Annotated in this window: 16 protein-coding genes and 1 riboswitch; of the genes, 3 read left to right on the top strand and 13 right to left on the bottom strand. The window is 48.7% G+C overall.

What is annotated here, in order from left to right:
• Nucleotides 1-12: 12 nt before the first annotated feature.
• Nucleotides 13-1,746, bottom strand: coding sequence for an adenine deaminase (gene ade / locus MKY22_RS02810; protein WP_341086494.1), 1,734 nt, complete (start codon nucleotides 1,744-1,746; stop codon nucleotides 13-15).
• A gap of 124 nt (nucleotides 1,747-1,870) precedes the next feature.
• Between ade and MKY22_RS02805 the strand changes: the two genes are divergently transcribed.
• Nucleotides 1,871-2,410 carry a gamma carbonic anhydrase family protein gene (locus MKY22_RS02805; protein WP_195865863.1) on the top strand — a complete coding sequence of 180 codons (540 nt, stop codon included), beginning with the start codon at nucleotides 1,871-1,873 and terminating at the stop codon, nucleotides 2,408-2,410.
• A gap of 111 nt (nucleotides 2,411-2,521) precedes the next feature.
• Nucleotides 2,522-2,707, top strand: coding sequence for a hypothetical protein (locus MKY22_RS02800; RefSeq protein WP_050678068.1), 186 nt, complete (start codon nucleotides 2,522-2,524; stop codon nucleotides 2,705-2,707).
• Nucleotides 2,708-2,852: 145 nt separating this feature from the next.
• Here MKY22_RS02800 and MKY22_RS02795 read toward each other — a convergent pair whose 3' ends face one another.
• The gene (locus MKY22_RS02795; RefSeq protein WP_195865862.1) at nucleotides 2,853-4,436 is read right to left on the bottom strand and encodes an ABC transporter permease/substrate-binding protein; all 1,584 of its coding nucleotides are present in this window, start codon (nucleotides 4,434-4,436) and stop codon (nucleotides 2,853-2,855) included.
• Nucleotides 4,433-5,560 carry an ABC transporter ATP-binding protein gene (locus tag MKY22_RS02790; protein WP_029340778.1) on the bottom strand — a complete coding sequence of 376 codons (1,128 nt, stop codon included), beginning with the start codon at nucleotides 5,558-5,560 and terminating at the stop codon, nucleotides 4,433-4,435. The genes MKY22_RS02795 and MKY22_RS02790 overlap by 4 nt, the downstream gene beginning before the upstream one ends.
• 192 nt (nucleotides 5,561-5,752) lie before the next feature.
• Between MKY22_RS02790 and MKY22_RS02785 the strand changes: the two genes are divergently transcribed.
• Complete coding sequence (locus MKY22_RS02785; protein WP_341086480.1) at nucleotides 5,753-6,748, top strand: LysM peptidoglycan-binding domain-containing protein; 996 nt, start codon at nucleotides 5,753-5,755, stop codon at nucleotides 6,746-6,748.
• A gap of 125 nt (nucleotides 6,749-6,873) precedes the next feature.
• Here the strand turns inward: MKY22_RS02785 and lysA are convergent, their stop codons facing one another.
• The 10 genes from lysA to MKY22_RS02735 form a co-directional block, all read right to left on the bottom strand.
• Nucleotides 6,874-8,190, bottom strand: a complete 1,317-nt coding sequence (gene lysA / locus MKY22_RS02780; RefSeq protein WP_341086477.1) for a diaminopimelate decarboxylase — start codon at nucleotides 8,188-8,190, stop codon at nucleotides 6,874-6,876.
• Between the two features lie 13 nt (nucleotides 8,191-8,203).
• Nucleotides 8,204-9,262, bottom strand: coding sequence for an alanine racemase (alr, locus tag MKY22_RS02775; protein WP_341086474.1), 1,059 nt, complete (start codon nucleotides 9,260-9,262; stop codon nucleotides 8,204-8,206).
• Nucleotides 9,259-10,191, bottom strand: coding sequence for a branched-chain amino acid transaminase (locus MKY22_RS02770; RefSeq protein WP_023467124.1), 933 nt, complete (start codon nucleotides 10,189-10,191; stop codon nucleotides 9,259-9,261). Before MKY22_RS02770 ends, alr begins: the two co-directional genes overlap by 4 nt.
• 25 nt (nucleotides 10,192-10,216) lie before the next feature.
• The gene (dapD, locus tag MKY22_RS02765; RefSeq protein WP_029340774.1) at nucleotides 10,217-10,924 is read right to left on the bottom strand and encodes a 2,3,4,5-tetrahydropyridine-2,6-dicarboxylate N-acetyltransferase; all 708 of its coding nucleotides are present in this window, start codon (nucleotides 10,922-10,924) and stop codon (nucleotides 10,217-10,219) included.
• Nucleotides 10,911-11,657 (bottom strand): 4-hydroxy-tetrahydrodipicolinate reductase, encoded by a 747-nt coding sequence (gene dapB / locus MKY22_RS02760; RefSeq protein ID WP_341086469.1) that lies wholly within the window; start codon nucleotides 11,655-11,657, stop codon nucleotides 10,911-10,913. The genes dapD and dapB overlap by 14 nt, the downstream gene beginning before the upstream one ends.
• Entirely contained in the window at nucleotides 11,654-12,535 is an 882-nt protein-coding gene (gene dapA, locus MKY22_RS02755; protein ID WP_341086467.1) for a 4-hydroxy-tetrahydrodipicolinate synthase, read from the bottom strand. Before dapA ends, dapB begins: the two co-directional genes overlap by 4 nt.
• Before the next feature lie 17 nt (nucleotides 12,536-12,552).
• Nucleotides 12,553-13,545: an aspartate-semialdehyde dehydrogenase gene (locus MKY22_RS02750; protein ID WP_341086466.1), complete on the bottom strand. Its 993-nt coding sequence runs from the start codon at nucleotides 13,543-13,545 to the stop codon at nucleotides 12,553-12,555.
• Between the two features lie 13 nt (nucleotides 13,546-13,558).
• Entirely contained in the window at nucleotides 13,559-14,758 is a 1,200-nt protein-coding gene (locus tag MKY22_RS02745) for an aspartate kinase (protein WP_023467116.1), read from the bottom strand.
• 112 nt (nucleotides 14,759-14,870) lie between these two features.
• Nucleotides 14,871-15,048: riboswitch (Lysine riboswitch) on the bottom strand.
• A 70-nt stretch (nucleotides 15,049-15,118) separates the two neighbouring features.
• Complete coding sequence (argH, locus tag MKY22_RS02740) at nucleotides 15,119-16,489, bottom strand: argininosuccinate lyase (RefSeq protein WP_047395002.1); 1,371 nt, start codon at nucleotides 16,487-16,489, stop codon at nucleotides 15,119-15,121.
• Entirely contained in the window at nucleotides 16,486-17,691 is a 1,206-nt protein-coding gene (locus MKY22_RS02735) for an argininosuccinate synthase (RefSeq protein WP_050678063.1), read from the bottom strand. The genes argH and MKY22_RS02735 overlap by 4 nt, the downstream gene beginning before the upstream one ends.
• Between the last annotated feature and the right edge of the window lie 73 nt (nucleotides 17,692-17,764).

Below are 17,764 nucleotides of genomic sequence, written 5' to 3'. Positions count from 1 at the left end.
TCGCGACGGACATCAGTCTGCTTGTACTGAAATATGCTGAAAGTGTTTTACGTCGAATAATCCACTGTCGGTCAGCTTCAACTCCGGAATGACCGGTAAGCAAAGGAATGACATCGTCAAATAGGGATTAAAGGAACGATCCGCCTCTAACACATCGAGGGCATCATTCAATGCTTCGAGTGTATCTCCAACTTCTTGGAAGGGACGATTCGTCATCAGTCCAGCGATTTCAAGCGGTAACTCAGCAAGTACCTCTTGCCCATTGACAGCAATGACTCCTCCACCCGCTTGGACGAGACGTTCCGCAGCCAGTTGCATTTCCTCATCCGACGCGCCAACGATGACGAGGTTGTGCGAATCATGGGCAACAGTCGCTGCAATCGCTCCGCGTTTCATCTTGAAACCTTTGACAATCCCGACTGCCGAGAAGGATGTGCCGTGATGCCGTTCAATGACAGCGATCTTTAAGAGATCCTGCTCCGGCACGGGCACGAAATGCCCGTCTTGAAGTGGAACGTCGAGAATCAAGTGCTCGGTGACGATGCTTTTTGGAATGACTCCGATGACATGCGCCCGTGCTGATTCAAGTGGAAGGGCAAATACTTCTGGTGTAATCGGTTTTGTATTCAAGGTTCCACGTAATGACTCCGGCACATGAGCACGTCGAATAGGTCGAATCGTTTTCCCAGCTCGCGCAACACAATCACCTTGAATATACACCTCGTCAATCACGACGTTATCGGCATCGGATAACAAGACGAAGTCCGCCCGGCGTCCTGGTACGATGGCTCCCCGATCGTCTAAACGATACGCGTTCGTCGCATGCAACGATGCCATCGCATACGCTGTTTCGCGTTTAATTCCATGACGAATCGCATAGCGGATATTATAGTCGATCGTTCCCTCTCGTAACGTGTCATCCAAATGCTTATCGTCCGTACAGAAGAGGAAACGGCTCGCGTTGCTCTCTGTCACAGCATCGAGTACATCCTTCAAGTTTCGGGCAGCTGATCCTTCCCGCACTTCGACATACAAACCACGACGCGCTCGGGCGATCGCATCTTCCTTACTGACAGATTCATGATCCGTTCGAATTCCGGCGACACCATAAATGTTAATTTCGCGTGGTCCAAGTCCCGCAGCATGACCATCGACCAGTTTTCCTGCGTCTTCGATCTGTTTAATTTTTTGGAGCATATCGCGATCGGCTCGTTCGACCGCTGGATAATCCATGACTTCTCCTAAACCATGGACACTAGGATGATTGACGAACGGTGCAAGTGCCGCCGCATCAAGTGATGCTCCCGCGTGTTCAAACGAAGTCGCCGGTACGCAGCTCGGTAACATCATCCGGACATCAAGCGCGAGACCTTCAGCATCGTCTAGCATGAAGGATAAACCTTCTGCTCCTTTGACATTCGCGATCTCATGCGGATCGGCAATGATCGTCGTGACACCTAACGGTAGAATCGCTTGCTCATATTCACTCGGCGGCACCATCGATGATTCAATATGGACGTGGGCATCAACGAAACTTGGTGCGATGAAAAGTCCTTCTCCCGGACGATTCTCGATTCCCTCATACCCCTCTCCGACAGCAGCAATATAACCTGAATCAATCGCTACATCTGCTGTATATGTCTCACGTGTCATGACATCAATGACTGAAATATTCTGATAGACGACGACTGCTTTCTCTTTTTTTGCAGCAATCGCGATCAATCGTTTACGCACTGTTTGTTCCATCCTGTCTCCTCCTGTTGTAAGCGTATTTTTACCATCTTACAATTAGTTTGGAAGCTGTTGCAATTTATTTTTTGTAACGTCAAGATGAAAGAGTATCGATTTAATGCCTGAGGGGGAAAAACGCATGAAATATCGTGTCGGTTCACTTGTTCCAAACATCGATCCATCCGTTTATTTAGCGGACGGATCTAAAGTCATCGGAGAGGTCACGATCGGAAAAGACTCATCTGTCTGGTTCAATACGGTCATCCGGGGAGACGAAGGTCCGATTCACATCGGGGAACGCGTCAACATCCAAGATGGTTCAATGATTCATCAGTATGAAGGGTATCCGACCATCATTGAAGATGAAGTGACGATTGGTCATATGGCGATGATTCACGGCGGAATCATTCGAAAAGGAGCGTTAATCGGAATGTCGGCGACGATCCTCGATGAAGCCGAAATCGGAGAAGGGGCATTCGTTGCTGCGGGAAGTCTTGTGCCGCCAAAAATGAAGGTACCTGCCGGCGCGATGGTCATGGGTGTTCCTGCAAAAATCGTCCGGGATATCAGTGACCATGATCGATTCATCATGGAACGAACAGTCCGAAAATACGTGAAACGAGGGCAGCAGTATGCTGACAGTTGTGAAGCCATTACAGAGGATTTGACAAGTTTGTGAGAACGTTTACAAAGTTCACGGGTTCTTAACACCTCCCCTCTTCCGTCTTTACAATTTTTTCGTACACTAAAGGTGTAAGAGATGAATCAAGACACAGAGAGGGGATTTTATATGATTCCAGTATACGAAGAACGCATCATGTCTGATTTGTTTTCATCTACGAATAACCCAAGTTACGGTTTGCCGACGTTACCCGAATCGGAAACGGATTGGTTGACAGTCGAGATCCAAGCACGTATCGTTAAAGATGCCGAGCACCGCCTTGGAACATTAAACCGAGAGGAAGAACGTGTATGATTCAGCAACGCACTGTTCGCGCTTGGCTCGCTAGTCGCATCAAAAAATAATTTAATCACTTGATTACGTATTTTCCAAAACGATATAGCGCGTCAGCGCGCATACAAAAAGAGCCGAAGCGGATTCCCGCCTCGGCTCTACCTGTTTATTTTGAAATTAATCCTTCCTCGATCAAGAAATCACGTGCGACTTTTTCAGGGCGCTGTTTCTCGACATCTGCTTTGTAATTCAATTCTTGCATCTTCTCATCCGTAATCTTATCTTTTAACGTGTTGAGGACTTTCTTCAGCTCCGGATGTTCTTCAAGTGTTTCTTGACGAACAAGCGGTACCGCATAGTATGGTGGGAAGAACTTTTTATCGTCTTCTAGCACTGTTAAATCGAATTTTTGTAACAAACCATCTGTTGAGAAGCTATCGATGACGTTCGTTCGACCATTCGTCAGTGCTGTATAACGGAGTCCTCCATCGACGGGTTGTACATCTTGGAATTTCATGTCCGGGTACTTTTTCTTCAGCCCAAGATAACCATCTTCCCGGTTCGCAAATTCGATTGTTGATCCGAGAATCAAACGATCACTGACTTTTGACATATCTGACACCGTCTTCAAGTCATATTTTTCGATATCTTCTTTCGTCATGGCAAGGGCATACGTATTGTTGAAACCGATTGGGTCCAGGACGTCGACCTGACTTTTCTCAGGAATCATCTTCCCGACTTTTGCATAGACCGTTTCCGGATCCGTCTCGACGTCTTGCTTGAGCACGTCGATCAACAAAGTACCTGTGTACTCGACATACGCGTCAATTTCCCCTTTTTCAAGCGCACCGTAAGCGACTTTCGTCCCCCCGAGGTTCAATTGACGTTCGACTTCCAAATCCGTTTTATCTTCGATTAAATCCGCTAACATATTTCCGAGAATCAATTGTTCCGTAAAGTTCTTCGATCCGATGACAATCTTATCTTCCTTGAGGAAAGAGTACGCGACCGTTCCACCAATTAACAAGAAGACGATACTTGCGATCGCGATCTTACGTCCAGCTGGCATCGCCTTACGACGCTTCCGTGCCTTATTCTTGATTCGACCATCTGCAAGTGGAATCCCATTTGGCGCCACGGAGTATTCAATCCGACTGACGACGAAGTCGATGACAAGAGCTAAAATACCGGCTGGAATTGCTCCGGCAAGAATCTGGTTATTATCAACCGTTTGAATACCCGAGAAGACGAGATAACCAAGACCACCGGCACCGATGAATGCTGAGATTGTCATCAAACCAACAGCTGTAACGGCTGAAATTCGAATCCCTGCCATCATGATCGGCAAGGCAAGTGGAATCTGAACCTTACTAAGGATTTGTCGATCCGTTAAACCGATCCCTTTAGCTGCTTCGAGCGTGTCCCCTGGAATGCTCGACAGACCCGTGTACGTATTTTTAACGATTGGCAAGAGTGAATAAAGCACGACCATGATGATCGCTGGTGTCGATCCGATACCAATGAACGGAATCAAGAAACCGAGTAAAGCAAGACTCGGAACGGCCTGCACGACGCTCGTCAGCGCAAGGACAGGCTTCGCAAACTTTTGGTAACGGGTAATCAGGATCCCGATCGGAATCCCGAGAACGACCGCGATGACGACGGCAAAGACTGTCAGCTGTAAGTGCTCTAGCAATAAATCACCGATCTGATCGGTATTATTTTTTACATAATCAAAGAATCCGCTCATTGGACTTCCTCCTCATGAATGAATTGCTCACTCAAGACGGAAAGTAAGCTACTACGCGTGATCAACCCTCTGAGTTTTCCTGTTGCATCCGTTACTGGTAGATAACCAGTCTCTTCCTGATTCATGACTTCAAGAACGTCGAGTAATGAATCATGTTCATTAACGGCGATGATTTCGCCCTCCATCACTTCTTCGATCCGTTGGCTCTTATCCGGAATCGTCTGGATGTTCTTCAACTTAATCAGCCCTTGTAAGACGCGGTCACGATCGGTAATCAACAAGCTGTCGACTTTGCGTCCACGCATGATTTCAATTCCCTGCAGCAACGTCCGTTTGCCACTGATTGAAACTGGGTCCTCGATCATGATATCTTCTGCCTTGATGAATTCTGGACTACTCCAGATTTTATTTTTTCCGATGAACGATTCGACATATTCATCTTTTGGATGACGCAAGATTTCTTCTGGAGTATCGAACTGGACGATTTCCCCATCACGCATGATACATATCCGATCCGCTAACTTGATCGCTTCATCCATATCATGGGTGACGAAAACGATCGTCTTTTTCACTTCTTCCTGCAAGTTAAAAAGTTCTTCCTGTAGATCGTTACGGGTAACGGGATCGAGTGCACTGAACGGCTCATCCATCAAAATGACATCAGGATCATTCATTAAAGCTCGTGCGAAACCAACACGCTGTTGCTGCCCACCACTGAGTTCGCTCGGATATCGATCGATGAATTGCTTTGGATCAAGCCCGACCATCGTCAACAGTTGTTCTGTCCGTTGATCCATCTCATCGTGGTTCTTCCCCTCAAGCCCAGCAATCAATTGAATGTTTTCCCGGACCGTCATGTGAGGGAACAAGCCGGTTTGCTGAATGACATATCCCATATGACGTCTTAATTCGATCGTGTCCGTCTTCATGATGTCCTTCCCGTTGACCAAAATCGTGCCTGAAGAAGGTTCGATCAGTCGATTGATCATCTTAAGTGACGTCGTTTTCCCACAGCCACTTGGTCCGATGAAAACAACGAGTTCACCCTTTTGAATCTCGAGCGATAAGCCTTTCAAGACGACATTGTCCTTAAACTGCTTACCGACGTTTTTGAATTCGATCATTCCTTCTCACTCCTTTTTACTATTTCCATATATTATGGTTTCCCAAAAAGATTACGGTTTAAACAAATTTTCTGTAATTTAGTTTTATTTCTTTGCAAAACGGGAATTTCTTAGTTCTTTTTTTAAAATAAAGGGAATACCTTAATAAAGAGTACTTGTAAAGCATGTTTTTGATGAAGGAGGTACTAGACGATGAACATCAAGAAACCTACCATCATGATGATCGGATTACTTCTCCTTAGTCCACTTTCGATTCCTTCACAGGTTAATGCGGCGAGCTCTACGTTTGTGACGAAAGGAACGACGACACAAAAAGTCGTCGCATTGACGTTTGATGACGGTTCAGATGGGACGAACATTGCAAAAATCTTAAGTATCTTGAAAAGTAACCAAGTGAAAGCGACTTTCTTTTTGACAGGCAGTGGTGCAAACAATCATCCTCAATCGATCAAGAACATCACAACCGCCTCTCCTACACACCAAATCGGCAATCATTCGTATTCGCATCCGGATTTCACGACTTTAACCGCGAGCCAAATGACGAGTGAGTTATCCCGGACGGAGTCTCTTATCCGGTCCTTGACCGGGAAAACGACGAAACCGATTTTCCGGGCGCCGTTCGGTGCAAGTAATAGTAACGTGTTGAGTACCGTTGGTGCAGCAGGTTATACGAAAACGATTCAATGGAATATTGATACGACGGATTGGAAAGGCATCTCTTCAACAGCCATCTTGGATCGTGTAATACCAAAAGTCGTTCCCGGATCAATCATCCTGATGCACACTGGAGCTGGTGCGAAAGGAACACCAACCGCTTTGCCAACGATGATTTCAAAACTAAAAGCAAAAGGCTATTCGTTCGTCACGATTTCAGAACTGTTACGGTCACCGACTTCAACCGGTACGACGTATACCGTCAAAGCTGGCGATACACTCTATTCCATCGCCCGCAAATACAACGTCTCGGTCTCTGCCCTCGCGAGTGCGAATAACATCACGAACTGGAATCTGTTGAAAGTCGGTCAAGTCTTGAAAATTCCAACAACGACTTATACGGTTAAAGCCGGTGATACACTTTACTCGATTGCGACACGATATGGTGTCACCGTCACAGCATTGATGCAGGCAAACAACATTACGAATCTGAACCTCTTGTTCGTTGGACAAGTCTTAAAAATTCCAAACTGAATCTGCTGATCGCAACACAAAAAAACGATCCCTCTCTATTCAAGAGAAGAATCGCTTTAGATCGTATGCATGAAACCGGCGCGATAGCGTCGGTTTTTTTGTCCTCTCGTTTGACCCCGCACCTCTTACGACTCTGAGCGGACACCGTTGATCCCAAGATCACACTGAATTAAATCCGCATACGTTTGTCGACGGACGACTTCACGGGATTCCCCGTCCCGGACGAAGACAAGTGCCGGACGTAAGAACTGGTTATAGTTGCTTGCCATCGAGAAGTTGTATGCTCCTGTCCCAAAGACAGCAAGGGTATCGCCACCGTTCGGTGTGACCAACTGTGCTTTTTCAGCGACGAGATCCCCTGATTCACAAGCTGCTCCGACGACCGTCACTTCAGTCGTTTCACCACTCATCCGGTTTGCGATGACGGTTTCATACACGGCACCGTAAAGTGCTGGGCGAATGTTATCCGTCATTCCGCCATCGACCGAAAGATATGTTCTGACACCTTCAATTTCTTTGATGGCCCCGACCGTATACAGTGTCGTTCCTGCATTCGCAACGACCCAGCGCCCTGGCTCGATCCCGATTCGTGGACGTTCGATGCCGAGTCGCTCCGTTTCCGTCTCGATCACGTCCATGACGCGTGCGATCGTCGCTTCAAAATCAAGCGGCTGATCGTCCTGTGTATAGGCAATACCGAAGCCACCGCCAACATTGACTTCGCTGACTGTGAAGCCATGGTGCGCACGAATCGTTTCGACGAAGCCCATCATCGTCCGAGCCGTCTGTTCGAACAGTGACGGATCTTGGATTTGCGAACCAACATGACAATGGATGCCAAGTAACGACAGATGTTCCGATGCTAAAATCGCTTCGATTGCGTCCAAGTAATCTGACGCATGTGTTGAGAAACCGAATTTCGTATCGACGCCACCTGTCTGGATTTTCGCATGCGCTCCCCCGATGACTTGTGGCACGATCCGGATCAGGACATGAACCGTTTGACCAGCTTGCGCTGCGATGGCTTCGAGTTGTGCAATTTCGGCAAAGTGATCGATGACGATCCGTCCGACACCTTGCTCGACGGCATATTGAAGATCAGCCGTCGATTTATTCGAACCATGGAAATAGATTCGTTCTGCCGGAACCCCGGATTGACGGGCGATGAAGAGTTCTCCCCCCGTAACGACATCAATTCCGAGACCATGACGCACGACTTGTTCATATACGGCACTGACTGTCAGAGCTTTAGAAGCAAAGGAAGCATACGTGTTCGGATACTTATCAAGGAAGTGTTCCCGGACGGTCGCTAATCGATCCGTCAGCTCCCGCTCTGCCATCACGTACAACGGTGTTCCGTACTGTACTGCAAGATCGGTCGCTGCGACACCATCGATGTGCAACGTATTGTTTTCTTCTGTCAGGTATTGACTTCCATACATAATAAGTTCCTCCTTATAGATACTGATGCGTCAAACGCCACGACCGGGCACACATCTGCTCTGAATTGTTCGCTGCTCCTGTCCGGGTGATATCGTCAATTTCAACGCCATCCCCATATAGCACGACCTCGTCTCCGACCTCAATCGTCCCATCGACAGCGACGAACGTATGACTCATGAATAATTTATTGATGACCGGATAAGGTTTTTCTTTAATATGAACAGGCAACGCGGCACGCCCACGGACGACCCCGTCTCCATATCCGACGGGTAAAATAGCAATCCGCATCGGTTCTGTACTCGTAAAGTTCGTCCCGTACCCAACGTGTTCACCCGGTCCGATTTCGCGAATTTCAACGACCTCCGTCGTCATCCGTAGCGAAGGAACGAGCCAGTCCATCTTCTCAATCGGTGAATAGCCGAATAAGAAGATGCCCGGGCGGACATAGTTACAAAATGCGAGACGCGGATCGTGTTTGACGATCGTCGCACTGTTTTCCGAGTGCATATACGTAAACGTATGGCGCTTTCGTAACACATCGGCAATGGCGACGAAACGTTCGACTTGTCCATCGTGATCCGCATCCGGTTCATCGGCAAGCGGAAAGTGTGTATATAAACCTGTTAAAGCGAGCGAATCTGCTTGCGCAAGCGCAAGAACAGCTTCCGCCTCTTGAAGCGAACTGACACCAAAACGATTCATCCCGACGTTGATCTTCAAATGTAACTCGATTCCCTGCAGCTGTTTACTGTTTAGGGCGAGCCATTCTAGCGATGAGACACCGAGTGCAATTCCGAAACGTCGTGCTGTTTCAAAATCCTCCGTCGGATTCATCACCAGTACATAACTGTCTGGAAAATTCGTTTTGATTTCAATGGCTTCATACAACTCGGCGACAGCAAAGTGATGCACATCAGATGCCATCAGCGTTTCGACCATCTCGAGCATGCCTAAGTTGTACGCATTGTTCTTGACCACGGCAAAAATACCTTTACGTGACCGAGCGAAGACCGATGCGACGTTCCGTCGCACCGCCTTCCGATCGATCGTGACGAGTGTACGCGTCGTCATTCTGCGACAGCTGGTGTCACATACGTCAACCAATCCGCATATTGCGGCAATTGACCTGTGACGGCTTGACGGTAAAGATCGAGCAACTCATCTGCGACGTTCCGTGTTCCGCCGTTGATCGAGATATGATCGATTTCACCGACACTCGTGATTTCAGCAGCTGTTCCTGTTAAGAAGATCTCATCTGCGACATATAACTCATCGCGTCCGATGTGACGTTCGACGACAGGATAGCCTTGATCTTGTGCCAAACGGATGATGACTTGGCGTGTGATACCGTCGAGTACTGAACAATCAAGTGACGGTGTATGAATCGTTCCGTTTTTAAGAAGGAAGAGGTTCGCAACACTCGCTTCACTGACGTTACCGTTCATGTCGAGCGCGATAGCTTCATCAAATCCATCACGGATCGCTTCACCTTTTAAGAGTTGTGAGTTCATATAGTTCGCAGCCGCTTTCGCTTGCATCGGCATCATCGTTGATGAGACGCGGCGGTATGATGCGACTTTGGCACGAATGCCAGCGCCTTTATCGAAGTATTCCCCAAGCTCCCAGCAAGAGATGCCGACATGAACCGTCGTATCTTTCGCCATCAATGCTTGCCATGGCGTACCGAGGAACACGAATGGACGGATATAACAAGATTCGAATCCGTTTTTCGCAACTAGATCAATCGTCGCCTGAACGAGTTCATCCACCGTATACGGAATCGTGACGTGGTAATACGCACAACTGCGGAAGAGACGCTCGATATGTTCCTTCAATTGGAAAATCGCCGGTCCGTCCGGTGTCGCGTATGCACGAATTCCTTCAAAGAATCCACTACCGTAGTGAATCGCATGTGACATGACGCTCGTGTTCGCATCTTTCGGATCATGAAAGACTCCATCTAACCAAATTGCTTCTCCATACTGTGTATCCACTGCCATGTGTTTTCCTCCTCTTCGACGTCAATCAGAGTGAACGTAAATCATCCACCAATTGCGTCTTCTCTTCTGTTTTCGCATCTTTCTGTTTGATGACACGTGCAGGTGTTCCGGCAACGACGCTTCCAGCAGGTACGTCTTCTGTGACGACACTACCAGCAGCGACGACGGCATCTTTGCCGACTTTGACGCCTTCAAGAATGACTGCATTTGCACCAATCAAGACACCGTCTTCAATGATGACAGGTGTTTTTGAAGGTGGTTCGAGGACACCCGCGACCACGGCACCTGCGCCGACATGAACGTTTTTCCCGATCGTCCCACGTGCACCGACGACAGCGTTCATATCAATCATTGTACCATCTCCGATTGATGCACCGATATTGATGATGGCACCCATCATGACGACCGCGTTATCACCGATGACGACATGATCACGAATCCATGAACCTGGTTCGATGCGCGCATTCAAGTGACGTGTATCAAGCATTGGTACCGCACTGTTGCGACGGTCATACTCCACGTGAACATCCGTGATGCGATCTGAATACTTTTCTAAGAAAGTAGCCGCAAGTCCTGCATCCGCGAAGAAAATCTTTGATTCATCTGATCCGAATGCAGTAGCGCCTTCGATCGTCAAGCCCGCCAAATCGCCGTTGACGTACAGTTTTACCGGTGTTTGTTTTTTAGCATCTTTAATGAATTTAGCAATTTCGTAAGCATCAGTGAGTAACATGTGAATCCTCCTGTGTGTAGAGCGTCTCTAATGTATAGAGTCCCGCTGTTTTTTGAATGAGTGCCTCAGCTGCTTTGATCGCACCAGAAGCAAATACTTTTTTCGATAACGCCGTATGTTTGATTTCAATCAATTCGTCGACACCTGCGAATAAGACTTCGTGTTCTCCGAAGATCGTTCCACCGCGCATCGCGTGCATCCCGATCTCGTTCGTCTCGCGCTTTTGCCGTGTCTGTGACCGATCATATACCGGTGTGACGTCACGTGCCGTCTGAATCGTTTGCAATAACAACTCAGCCGTTCCGCTTGGCGCATCGACTTTTTGGTTGTGATGTTTCTCGAGCAATTCGATGTCATACGCTCCTGCTAGTGGTATGAGTGTCTTCAGCAGTTGCTGCACCATCGCGATGCCGTACGACATATTGTACGACTGGAAGATCGGAATTTCTTTTGCAGCGTCCTTGATCGATGCCAGTTCCGCTTCAGAAAAACCAGTCGTCGCGATGACGAGTGGTGTTTTTGTCGCCAGCCCGTATGCGAGCAGATCCGGTAGCAAACTCGGATGCGAGAAGTCGATGATCGCATCGACCGTCTCTGACATCTCCGTTAGCTCGGCATATGAAGCGATCGTATCGGATGACTTCGTCCGGTCAACGATCGCCACGACACTTTGTGGTGCGAGTTCGACGACGTATTGTCCTGTCGCCCCATAACCGTGTAACGCGAGTTTCATCGAACCACTCCTTTGTAAGCCCGCATCGTTTCGAGTAAGTGGGCGTGTCCTGCTTCCGATTGACGGACGAGCGGCAAGCGTGGCGCACCGACAGCAAAGCCGAGTTCTTCAAGCGATGCTTTGACTGGAATCGGATTAACGTCACTGAACAAGGCACCGATGACCGGTAACAAGTCTGCCTGAATCCGGCGAGCCGTGACAAGATCTTGTGCGAGTAACGCCTCAGCAAGTGCTTGTGTCTCTGCTGGGTACGGGTTAGAGAGAACTGAAATAACACCCTGTGCGCCCCATGCCATGTACGGCAGGATTTGATCATCATTTCCACAGAAGACCGCGAAGTCTTCCGGAATCGCCGCCATCAGTTCACCCATGAAGCTGACATCTCCACTCGCTTCCTTAAAGGCTTGGATTCGTGGATGACGTGCTAACGTCACTGCTGTTTCGACTGCGATCGCAACGCCTGTCCGCGACGGAACGTTGTACAGCATGATCGGTAATTCGGTTGCATCAGCGACCGCCGTGAAGTGTGTGACGAGACCCGCTTGCGATGTTTTATTGTAGTACGGTGTGACGAGCATCGCTGCATCCGCACCGAGGCGCTCTGCGAGTAACGTCTTCTCGATTGTTGCTGCCGTGTTGTTCGAACCCGTTCCGGCAATGACGGGTACTCGTCCTGCCGTGATTTGAACGGCAGTCGTCAGGAGTTGTTCGAATTCCGTGTTCGTCAGTGTCGATCCTTCTCCTGTCGTCCCTCCAACGACAAGTGCCTGAATTCCTGCTGCGAGTTGTTGCTCGATTAAGCGTTCAAATACGTGTAAATCCAACTCGCCTGCTTCATTAAATGGTGTGACGAGCGCTGTACCTGCTCCTTTGAACATGAAGAACTCCTCCTTTTTTATGAATGAATCGACTGTTCGATTGCTTGGCGTGCGACTTGTACGGCATTCGAGGCGGCACCTTTTCGAATGTTGTCGGCTACACACCAGAGATGGAACGTGTTCGCGAGACTATCATCTTGTCGAATCCGACCGACGTAGACGTCGTCCGTACCACTTGCATTGAGTGGCATCGGATAACGCGTATTCGCGACATCATCGATGAGGACGACGCCCGGTGCGCCTTCAAGTGCTTCACGGATCGCTGCAACCGTCGTCGACTGCGTAAACGTGACGTTGATCGCAACCGAGTGAGAATTCGTGACTGGAACACGCACACATGTCGCGCTGACTGGTAGTGCTGGAAGATTGAAGATTTTCCGTGTTTCGTCAATCATCTTCTGCTCTTCTTTCGTATAGCCGTTCTCAAGGAACACATCGATATGTGGCAAGATGTTATCGTGAATCGGATGCGGATAATTGACGGGCTCTTCTCCGCGTGCTCCACGTGCCAGATCCTCGATTCCTTTTTGACCAGAACCGGATACGGCCTGATACGTCGTATAGTTGACACGCTCGAATCCCAGTGACTGGAGCGGTGCTAAGGCGACGACGGATTGAATCGTCGAACAGTTCGGATTTGCGATCAAGCGGTCCGTTGCTTGAATCGCTTGCGGATTGACTTCTGGCACGACGAGTGGAATCGTCTCCTGCATCCGGAAGGCACTTGAATTATCAACGACGAGTGTTCCGTTTTCAGCTAGTAACGGGGCATATTGCTCACTGATCGTTCCGCCCGCTGCGAACAACGCGACATCGATCCCGTCTTCCGTGATGTTTGGCGTCAGCGCTTGGATCGTAATATCTTCTCCCTTGAACTGTACCGTGTTCCCTGCTGAACGAGCAGAAGCGTAAGCGGACAGGCGGCTGACCGGGAAGTCCAGTTCGGCTAGTACTTGTAACATTTTTTGACCGACGGCGCCGGTTGCTCCGATGACGGCTACATGATACATCCTGTTTTCCTCCTTATAACTCGAACGCGTTTGCAATCGCTGCAACCGTCCGTTCAATATCTGCTTGTGCAATCGTGTATGAGATGCTGATTTCTGAAGTCGTAACTTGATAGAACGGAATGTTCTCTGCTCGGAAGATTGCGAACAATTTCGAAGCGACACCTGTTGCATCCCGCATCCCGATTCCGACGACAGATAATTTCGCGTGTTGATTATGGCGATCGACCTTGACTGTCGTGAAGCGATCCATGATGTCTTTCAATGCTTCATCGAGGAACTCTTCCTCATCGAGTGGACATGAGAACGATAAGAAAATGTCACTGTCGAACGTCGTTTGACTGATCATGTCGATGTTGACGTGGCGATTGGATAACAGTTCGAAGATATCGGCTACTGCTGCATTCGTTTGCGGTACGTGTTTGATTGATACCGTCAAGACGTTCTTCGTCACACTGACACTCGTCACCGCTTTTTGTTCCATTGTTTCCGTCGCTTCCATGATCCATGTTCCCCTTTTCGATTCAAGTGTTTTCCCGACGAAGATGTGTACGCCGTATTTTTTTCCTAGTTCGACACTTCGCATTTCCATGACCTTCGACCCGAGGGCGCTCATTTCCATCATCTCATCATACGAGATATGTGGAATCGGTTGAGCGGCGGCATGGATTCGCGGATCAGCTGTATAGACACCGTCGACATCCGTGTAGATTTCACACCGTTTATCAAGGACTGCCGCAAGGGCAACAGCCGTTGTATCCGATCCACCACGTCCGAGCGTCGTGACATCACCGAGTTCGTTGACACCTTGGAATCCAGCGACGATGACGACATCATATGTTTCGAGTTTTTGTCGTAATAGATTTCCATCAATCTGTTTGATCTTACTTTTCGTATGCAATCCCATCGTACTGATTCCCGCTTGAGCGCCTGTTTGCGATAACGCTTTGACGCCGAGTGAGTTGAGGGCGATGCTGAGTAATGAAATCGTCTGTTCTTCTCCGATGGCAAGCAGTCGATCGAGTTCTCTTCGCTCGGGGCGATCCGTGATGGCTTGCGCCTGAGCGATCAAAGAATCTGTCATCTTGCCCATCGCCGAAACGACGACGACGAGTTTTTCACCTTCGGCTGCGCGACTCTTCAAATAATTCGCAATAGACTGAATCTGTTCGACAGTCGCAACCGAGCTTCCACCAAATTTAAGTACAGTTGTCACAATCCTATCTCCTTTGTCCCGATACAGAAAAAAACGACGGGCCGGTAGGAGCGTTCCTACGGCCCGTCGTTATCACGATCGGACAAACGAAGACAAAGTCATTCGTTCTTTTACGTAAGATAGCGCTCCGAAACATCGGTTTCGGCAGTACAACGGATCTTAACCGTTGTACCAGCAAACAAGAAGAAGCATCTTCTCGTTCACTTCGGCGGACTTCCCCTTTCACATCATTCGGCATGCTTGCCTTCAAGAATGATGCTACTCATGTCATCCGCGCCTCTATCTGTCGGTTGTTAGTTACAGTTATAGCAGACATCTTTTGTTAAATCCAGTCATTTGACTGTTTTTTTTCAAAATTCGTCAATTCGCAAGATGCTGTTTCGCGAGTTCGAGTTGCTCCGACACGGCAGCAAACCCTGTCCCGCCGTAGCTAGTCCGGCGTGCTACTGCTTGAACCGGATCGAGGAGCGGATAGACGTCTTCCGTGATATCAGGATGGAACGTTTGATACGTCTCGAGGTTCAAATCCTTCAGGAAACAACCGTTCTGCACACAGTAAAGGACGGCTTTGCCGACGATTTCATGCGCTTCCCGGAACGGTATGCCTTTCGTTACAAGGTAGTCGGCGAGTTCCGTTGCATTCGAGAAGTCTTGCATTGTCGCCTTCTTGAGCGCTTCGGTCTTAAACGTCGCAGATTCAATCATTCCGGTGAAGATTTGAACGGATTGGAGAACGGTATCTGCTGTATCGAAGACCCCTTCCTTATCCTCTTGCATGTCTTTGTTGTAAGCGAGTGGTAATGCCTTCATCGTCGTCAAGAAGCCCATCAGATTGCCGTAGACGCGCCCCGTTTTCCCACGAATCAATTCAGCGAAATCAGGATTTTTCTTCTGTGGCATCATGCTCGACCCTGTCGAGAAAGCATCAGACAACTCGATGAAGCCAAATTCTTGCGATGCCCAGATGATGATTTCTTCACAAAAACGCGAGAGATGCATCATGACGGTAGAGGCGATCCCGAGGTATTCGATGACGAAATCGCGGTCGGAGACAGCGTCGAGACTGTTCGGATAGATTGACTCAAAACCGAGCAACTCGGCAGAACGGAAACGATCGATTGGGAATGTCGTCCCCGCGAGCGCGCCTGCCCCGAGCGGTGATTTCCGGATCCGCTTTTGATTATCCGTCAACCGTTCGACATCACGTTCGAACATCCAGAAATAAGCGAGCAAGTGATGGGCAAGCGAGATTGGTTGTGCCCGTTGCAAATGCGTATAACCTGGCATGACCGTCTCGATATGTTGCTCCGCTTGTTCCGTGATGACCGATTGGAGCTCGCGTAATGCCGTCGTCAACGCTTCAACATGTTGTTCCATCCATAGATGTAAATCCGTTGCGACTTGATCGTTTCGGCTCCGTGCCGTATGCAGTTTTCCTGCAACCGGACCAATCTGTTCCGTCAATAGACGCTCGAGATTCATGTGAATGTCTTCATCTGCTAGCGTATACACATGATCCGCTAACGTCGTTTCCAGTTGCTTCAGTCCTTGCTCGATTTGTGTCCACTCGTCTTGAGCGAGGATCCCTTGTTCAAATAGCATCTGCGCGTGTGCGAGACTGCCTTTTAAATCGACGCTCGCTAATTTTTGATCGAACGTGATCGATGCTCCGAAGGCTTCCGCTTGAGCGGAAGCACTTTCCGTAAAACGTCCACCCCAGAGTTTGGTCATTTCGTGACACCCGCCTGACGATGTACGCTCGCATGCGTCGAAACGGCAAGTCCGTGTAATTTGATGAAGCCTTTTGCTGCTTCATGATCGAACGCGTCTTCTTTCGTATACGTCGCAAGTTTCTCATCGTAGAGTGAGACAGCGGACTGACGACCTGTCACGGTTGCGTTTCCTTTGAACAGTTTAACGCGAACTTCTCCTGTGACGTCCTGTTGTGTCGCCGTCAGGAATGCTTTCAAGCCTTTTGTCAATGGTGCATGGAAGAGACCGTTATAGATCGTTTCTGCATATTGTTTGCTGAGTAGTGGTTTGAAATGCGCGACGTCCTTCGTCAATGTAATCGTCTCGAGTGCAGCGTGAGCTTTGAGTAAAACCGTTGCTCCTGGGCACTCATAGACTTCCCGCGATTTGATACCGACGAGACGGTTCTCGACGTGGTCGATCCGTCCGACCCCATGTGCACCAGCGATGATGTTCAGTTCCGTGATCAGTTTCGCCAGTGGATACGTCGTTCCGTTGATCGAGACCGGAACACCTGCTTCAAAGCCAATGATGACTTCTTCTGCCTGATCCGGAGCGTCTTCTGGCGCTACTGTTAACGCGTAAGCGTCTTGCGGTGGCTCTGTCCAAGGGTTTTCTAGGACGCCACACTCGTTACTCCGTCCCCAGAGGTTCATGTCGATTGAGTATGGGCTGTCGAGGTTGATCGGGATCGGCACGTTGTTTTCTTTCGCATAGGCGATCTCTTCTTCCCGTGACCATTTCCATTCCCGAACCGGTGCGATGACTTCGAGTGATGGATCAAGTGCTGCGACCGAAACTTCGAACCGGACTTGGTCGTTCCCTTTTCCGGTACATCCGTGAGCGACCGCCGTTGCACCATGTTGATGCGCGACTTCGACAAGCTTTTCTGCGATCAACGGACGCGAAAGCGCTGAAATCAACGGATAGGCATTTTCGTAATGAGCGCCATATTGAAGTGCTGGCAAGACGAAGTCTTGTGCGAATTCTTCTTTAACATCGAGGACGATCGATTCGATCGCACCGACGAGGAGTGCTTTTTCTTTAATGACGGATAAATCTTTTCCTTCTCCGACATCCATGCATAAGGCAATGACGTCATAGTCCTTGCTCAACCATTTGATGGCTACCGATGTATCAAGTCCCCCAGAGTACGCTAAGATCAATTTTTGTTTCGACATGTATAATTCCCTCCTGGTTTTAAATTCATCTGTCTGTATAAAAATTCATTATGAATTATATATATACATAGAA

The sequence above is a fragment of the Exiguobacterium sp. FSL W8-0210 genome (genome assembly GCF_038006045.1).
GTDB lineage: Bacteria > Bacillota > Bacilli > Exiguobacteriales > Exiguobacteriaceae > Exiguobacterium_A.
Note: the sequence above shows the minus strand (reverse complement) of the source record. Positions and strands in the feature narration are given on the sequence as shown.

Coding starts and splice junctions, on each gene's coding strand:
- ade (WP_341086494.1), bottom strand. CDS start 1,746: ATGGAACAAACAGTGCGTAAACGATTGATCGCGATTGCTGCAAAAAAA.
- MKY22_RS02805 (WP_195865863.1), top strand. CDS start 1,871: ATGAAATATCGTGTCGGTTCACTTGTTCCAAACATCGATCCATCCGTT.
- MKY22_RS02800 (WP_050678068.1), top strand. CDS start 2,522: ATGATTCCAGTATACGAAGAACGCATCATGTCTGATTTGTTTTCATCT.
- MKY22_RS02795 (WP_195865862.1), bottom strand. CDS start 4,436: ATGAGCGGATTCTTTGATTATGTAAAAAATAATACCGATCAGATCGGT.
- MKY22_RS02790 (WP_029340778.1), bottom strand. CDS start 5,560: ATGATCGAATTCAAAAACGTCGGTAAGCAGTTTAAGGACAATGTCGTC.
- MKY22_RS02785 (WP_341086480.1), top strand. CDS start 5,753: ATGAACATCAAGAAACCTACCATCATGATGATCGGATTACTTCTCCTT.
- lysA (WP_341086477.1), bottom strand. CDS start 8,190: ATGTATGGAAGTCAATACCTGACAGAAGAAAACAATACGTTGCACATC.
- alr (WP_341086474.1), bottom strand. CDS start 9,262: ATGACGACGCGTACACTCGTCACGATCGATCGGAAGGCGGTGCGACGG.
- MKY22_RS02770 (WP_023467124.1), bottom strand. CDS start 10,191: ATGGCAGTGGATACACAGTATGGAGAAGCAATTTGGTTAGATGGAGTC.
- dapD (WP_029340774.1), bottom strand. CDS start 10,924: ATGTTACTCACTGATGCTTACGAAATTGCTAAATTCATTAAAGATGCT.
- dapB (WP_341086469.1), bottom strand. CDS start 11,657: ATGAAACTCGCGTTACACGGTTATGGGGCGACAGGACAATACGTCGTC.
- dapA (WP_341086467.1), bottom strand. CDS start 12,535: ATGTTCAAAGGAGCAGGTACAGCGCTCGTCACACCATTTAATGAAGCA.
- MKY22_RS02750 (WP_341086466.1), bottom strand. CDS start 13,545: ATGTATCATGTAGCCGTCATCGGAGCAACCGGCGCCGTCGGTCAAAAA.
- argH (WP_047395002.1), bottom strand. CDS start 16,489: ATGACCAAACTCTGGGGTGGACGTTTTACGGAAAGTGCTTCCGCTCAA.
- MKY22_RS02735 (WP_050678063.1), bottom strand. CDS start 17,691: ATGTCGAAACAAAAATTGATCTTAGCGTACTCTGGGGGACTTGATACA.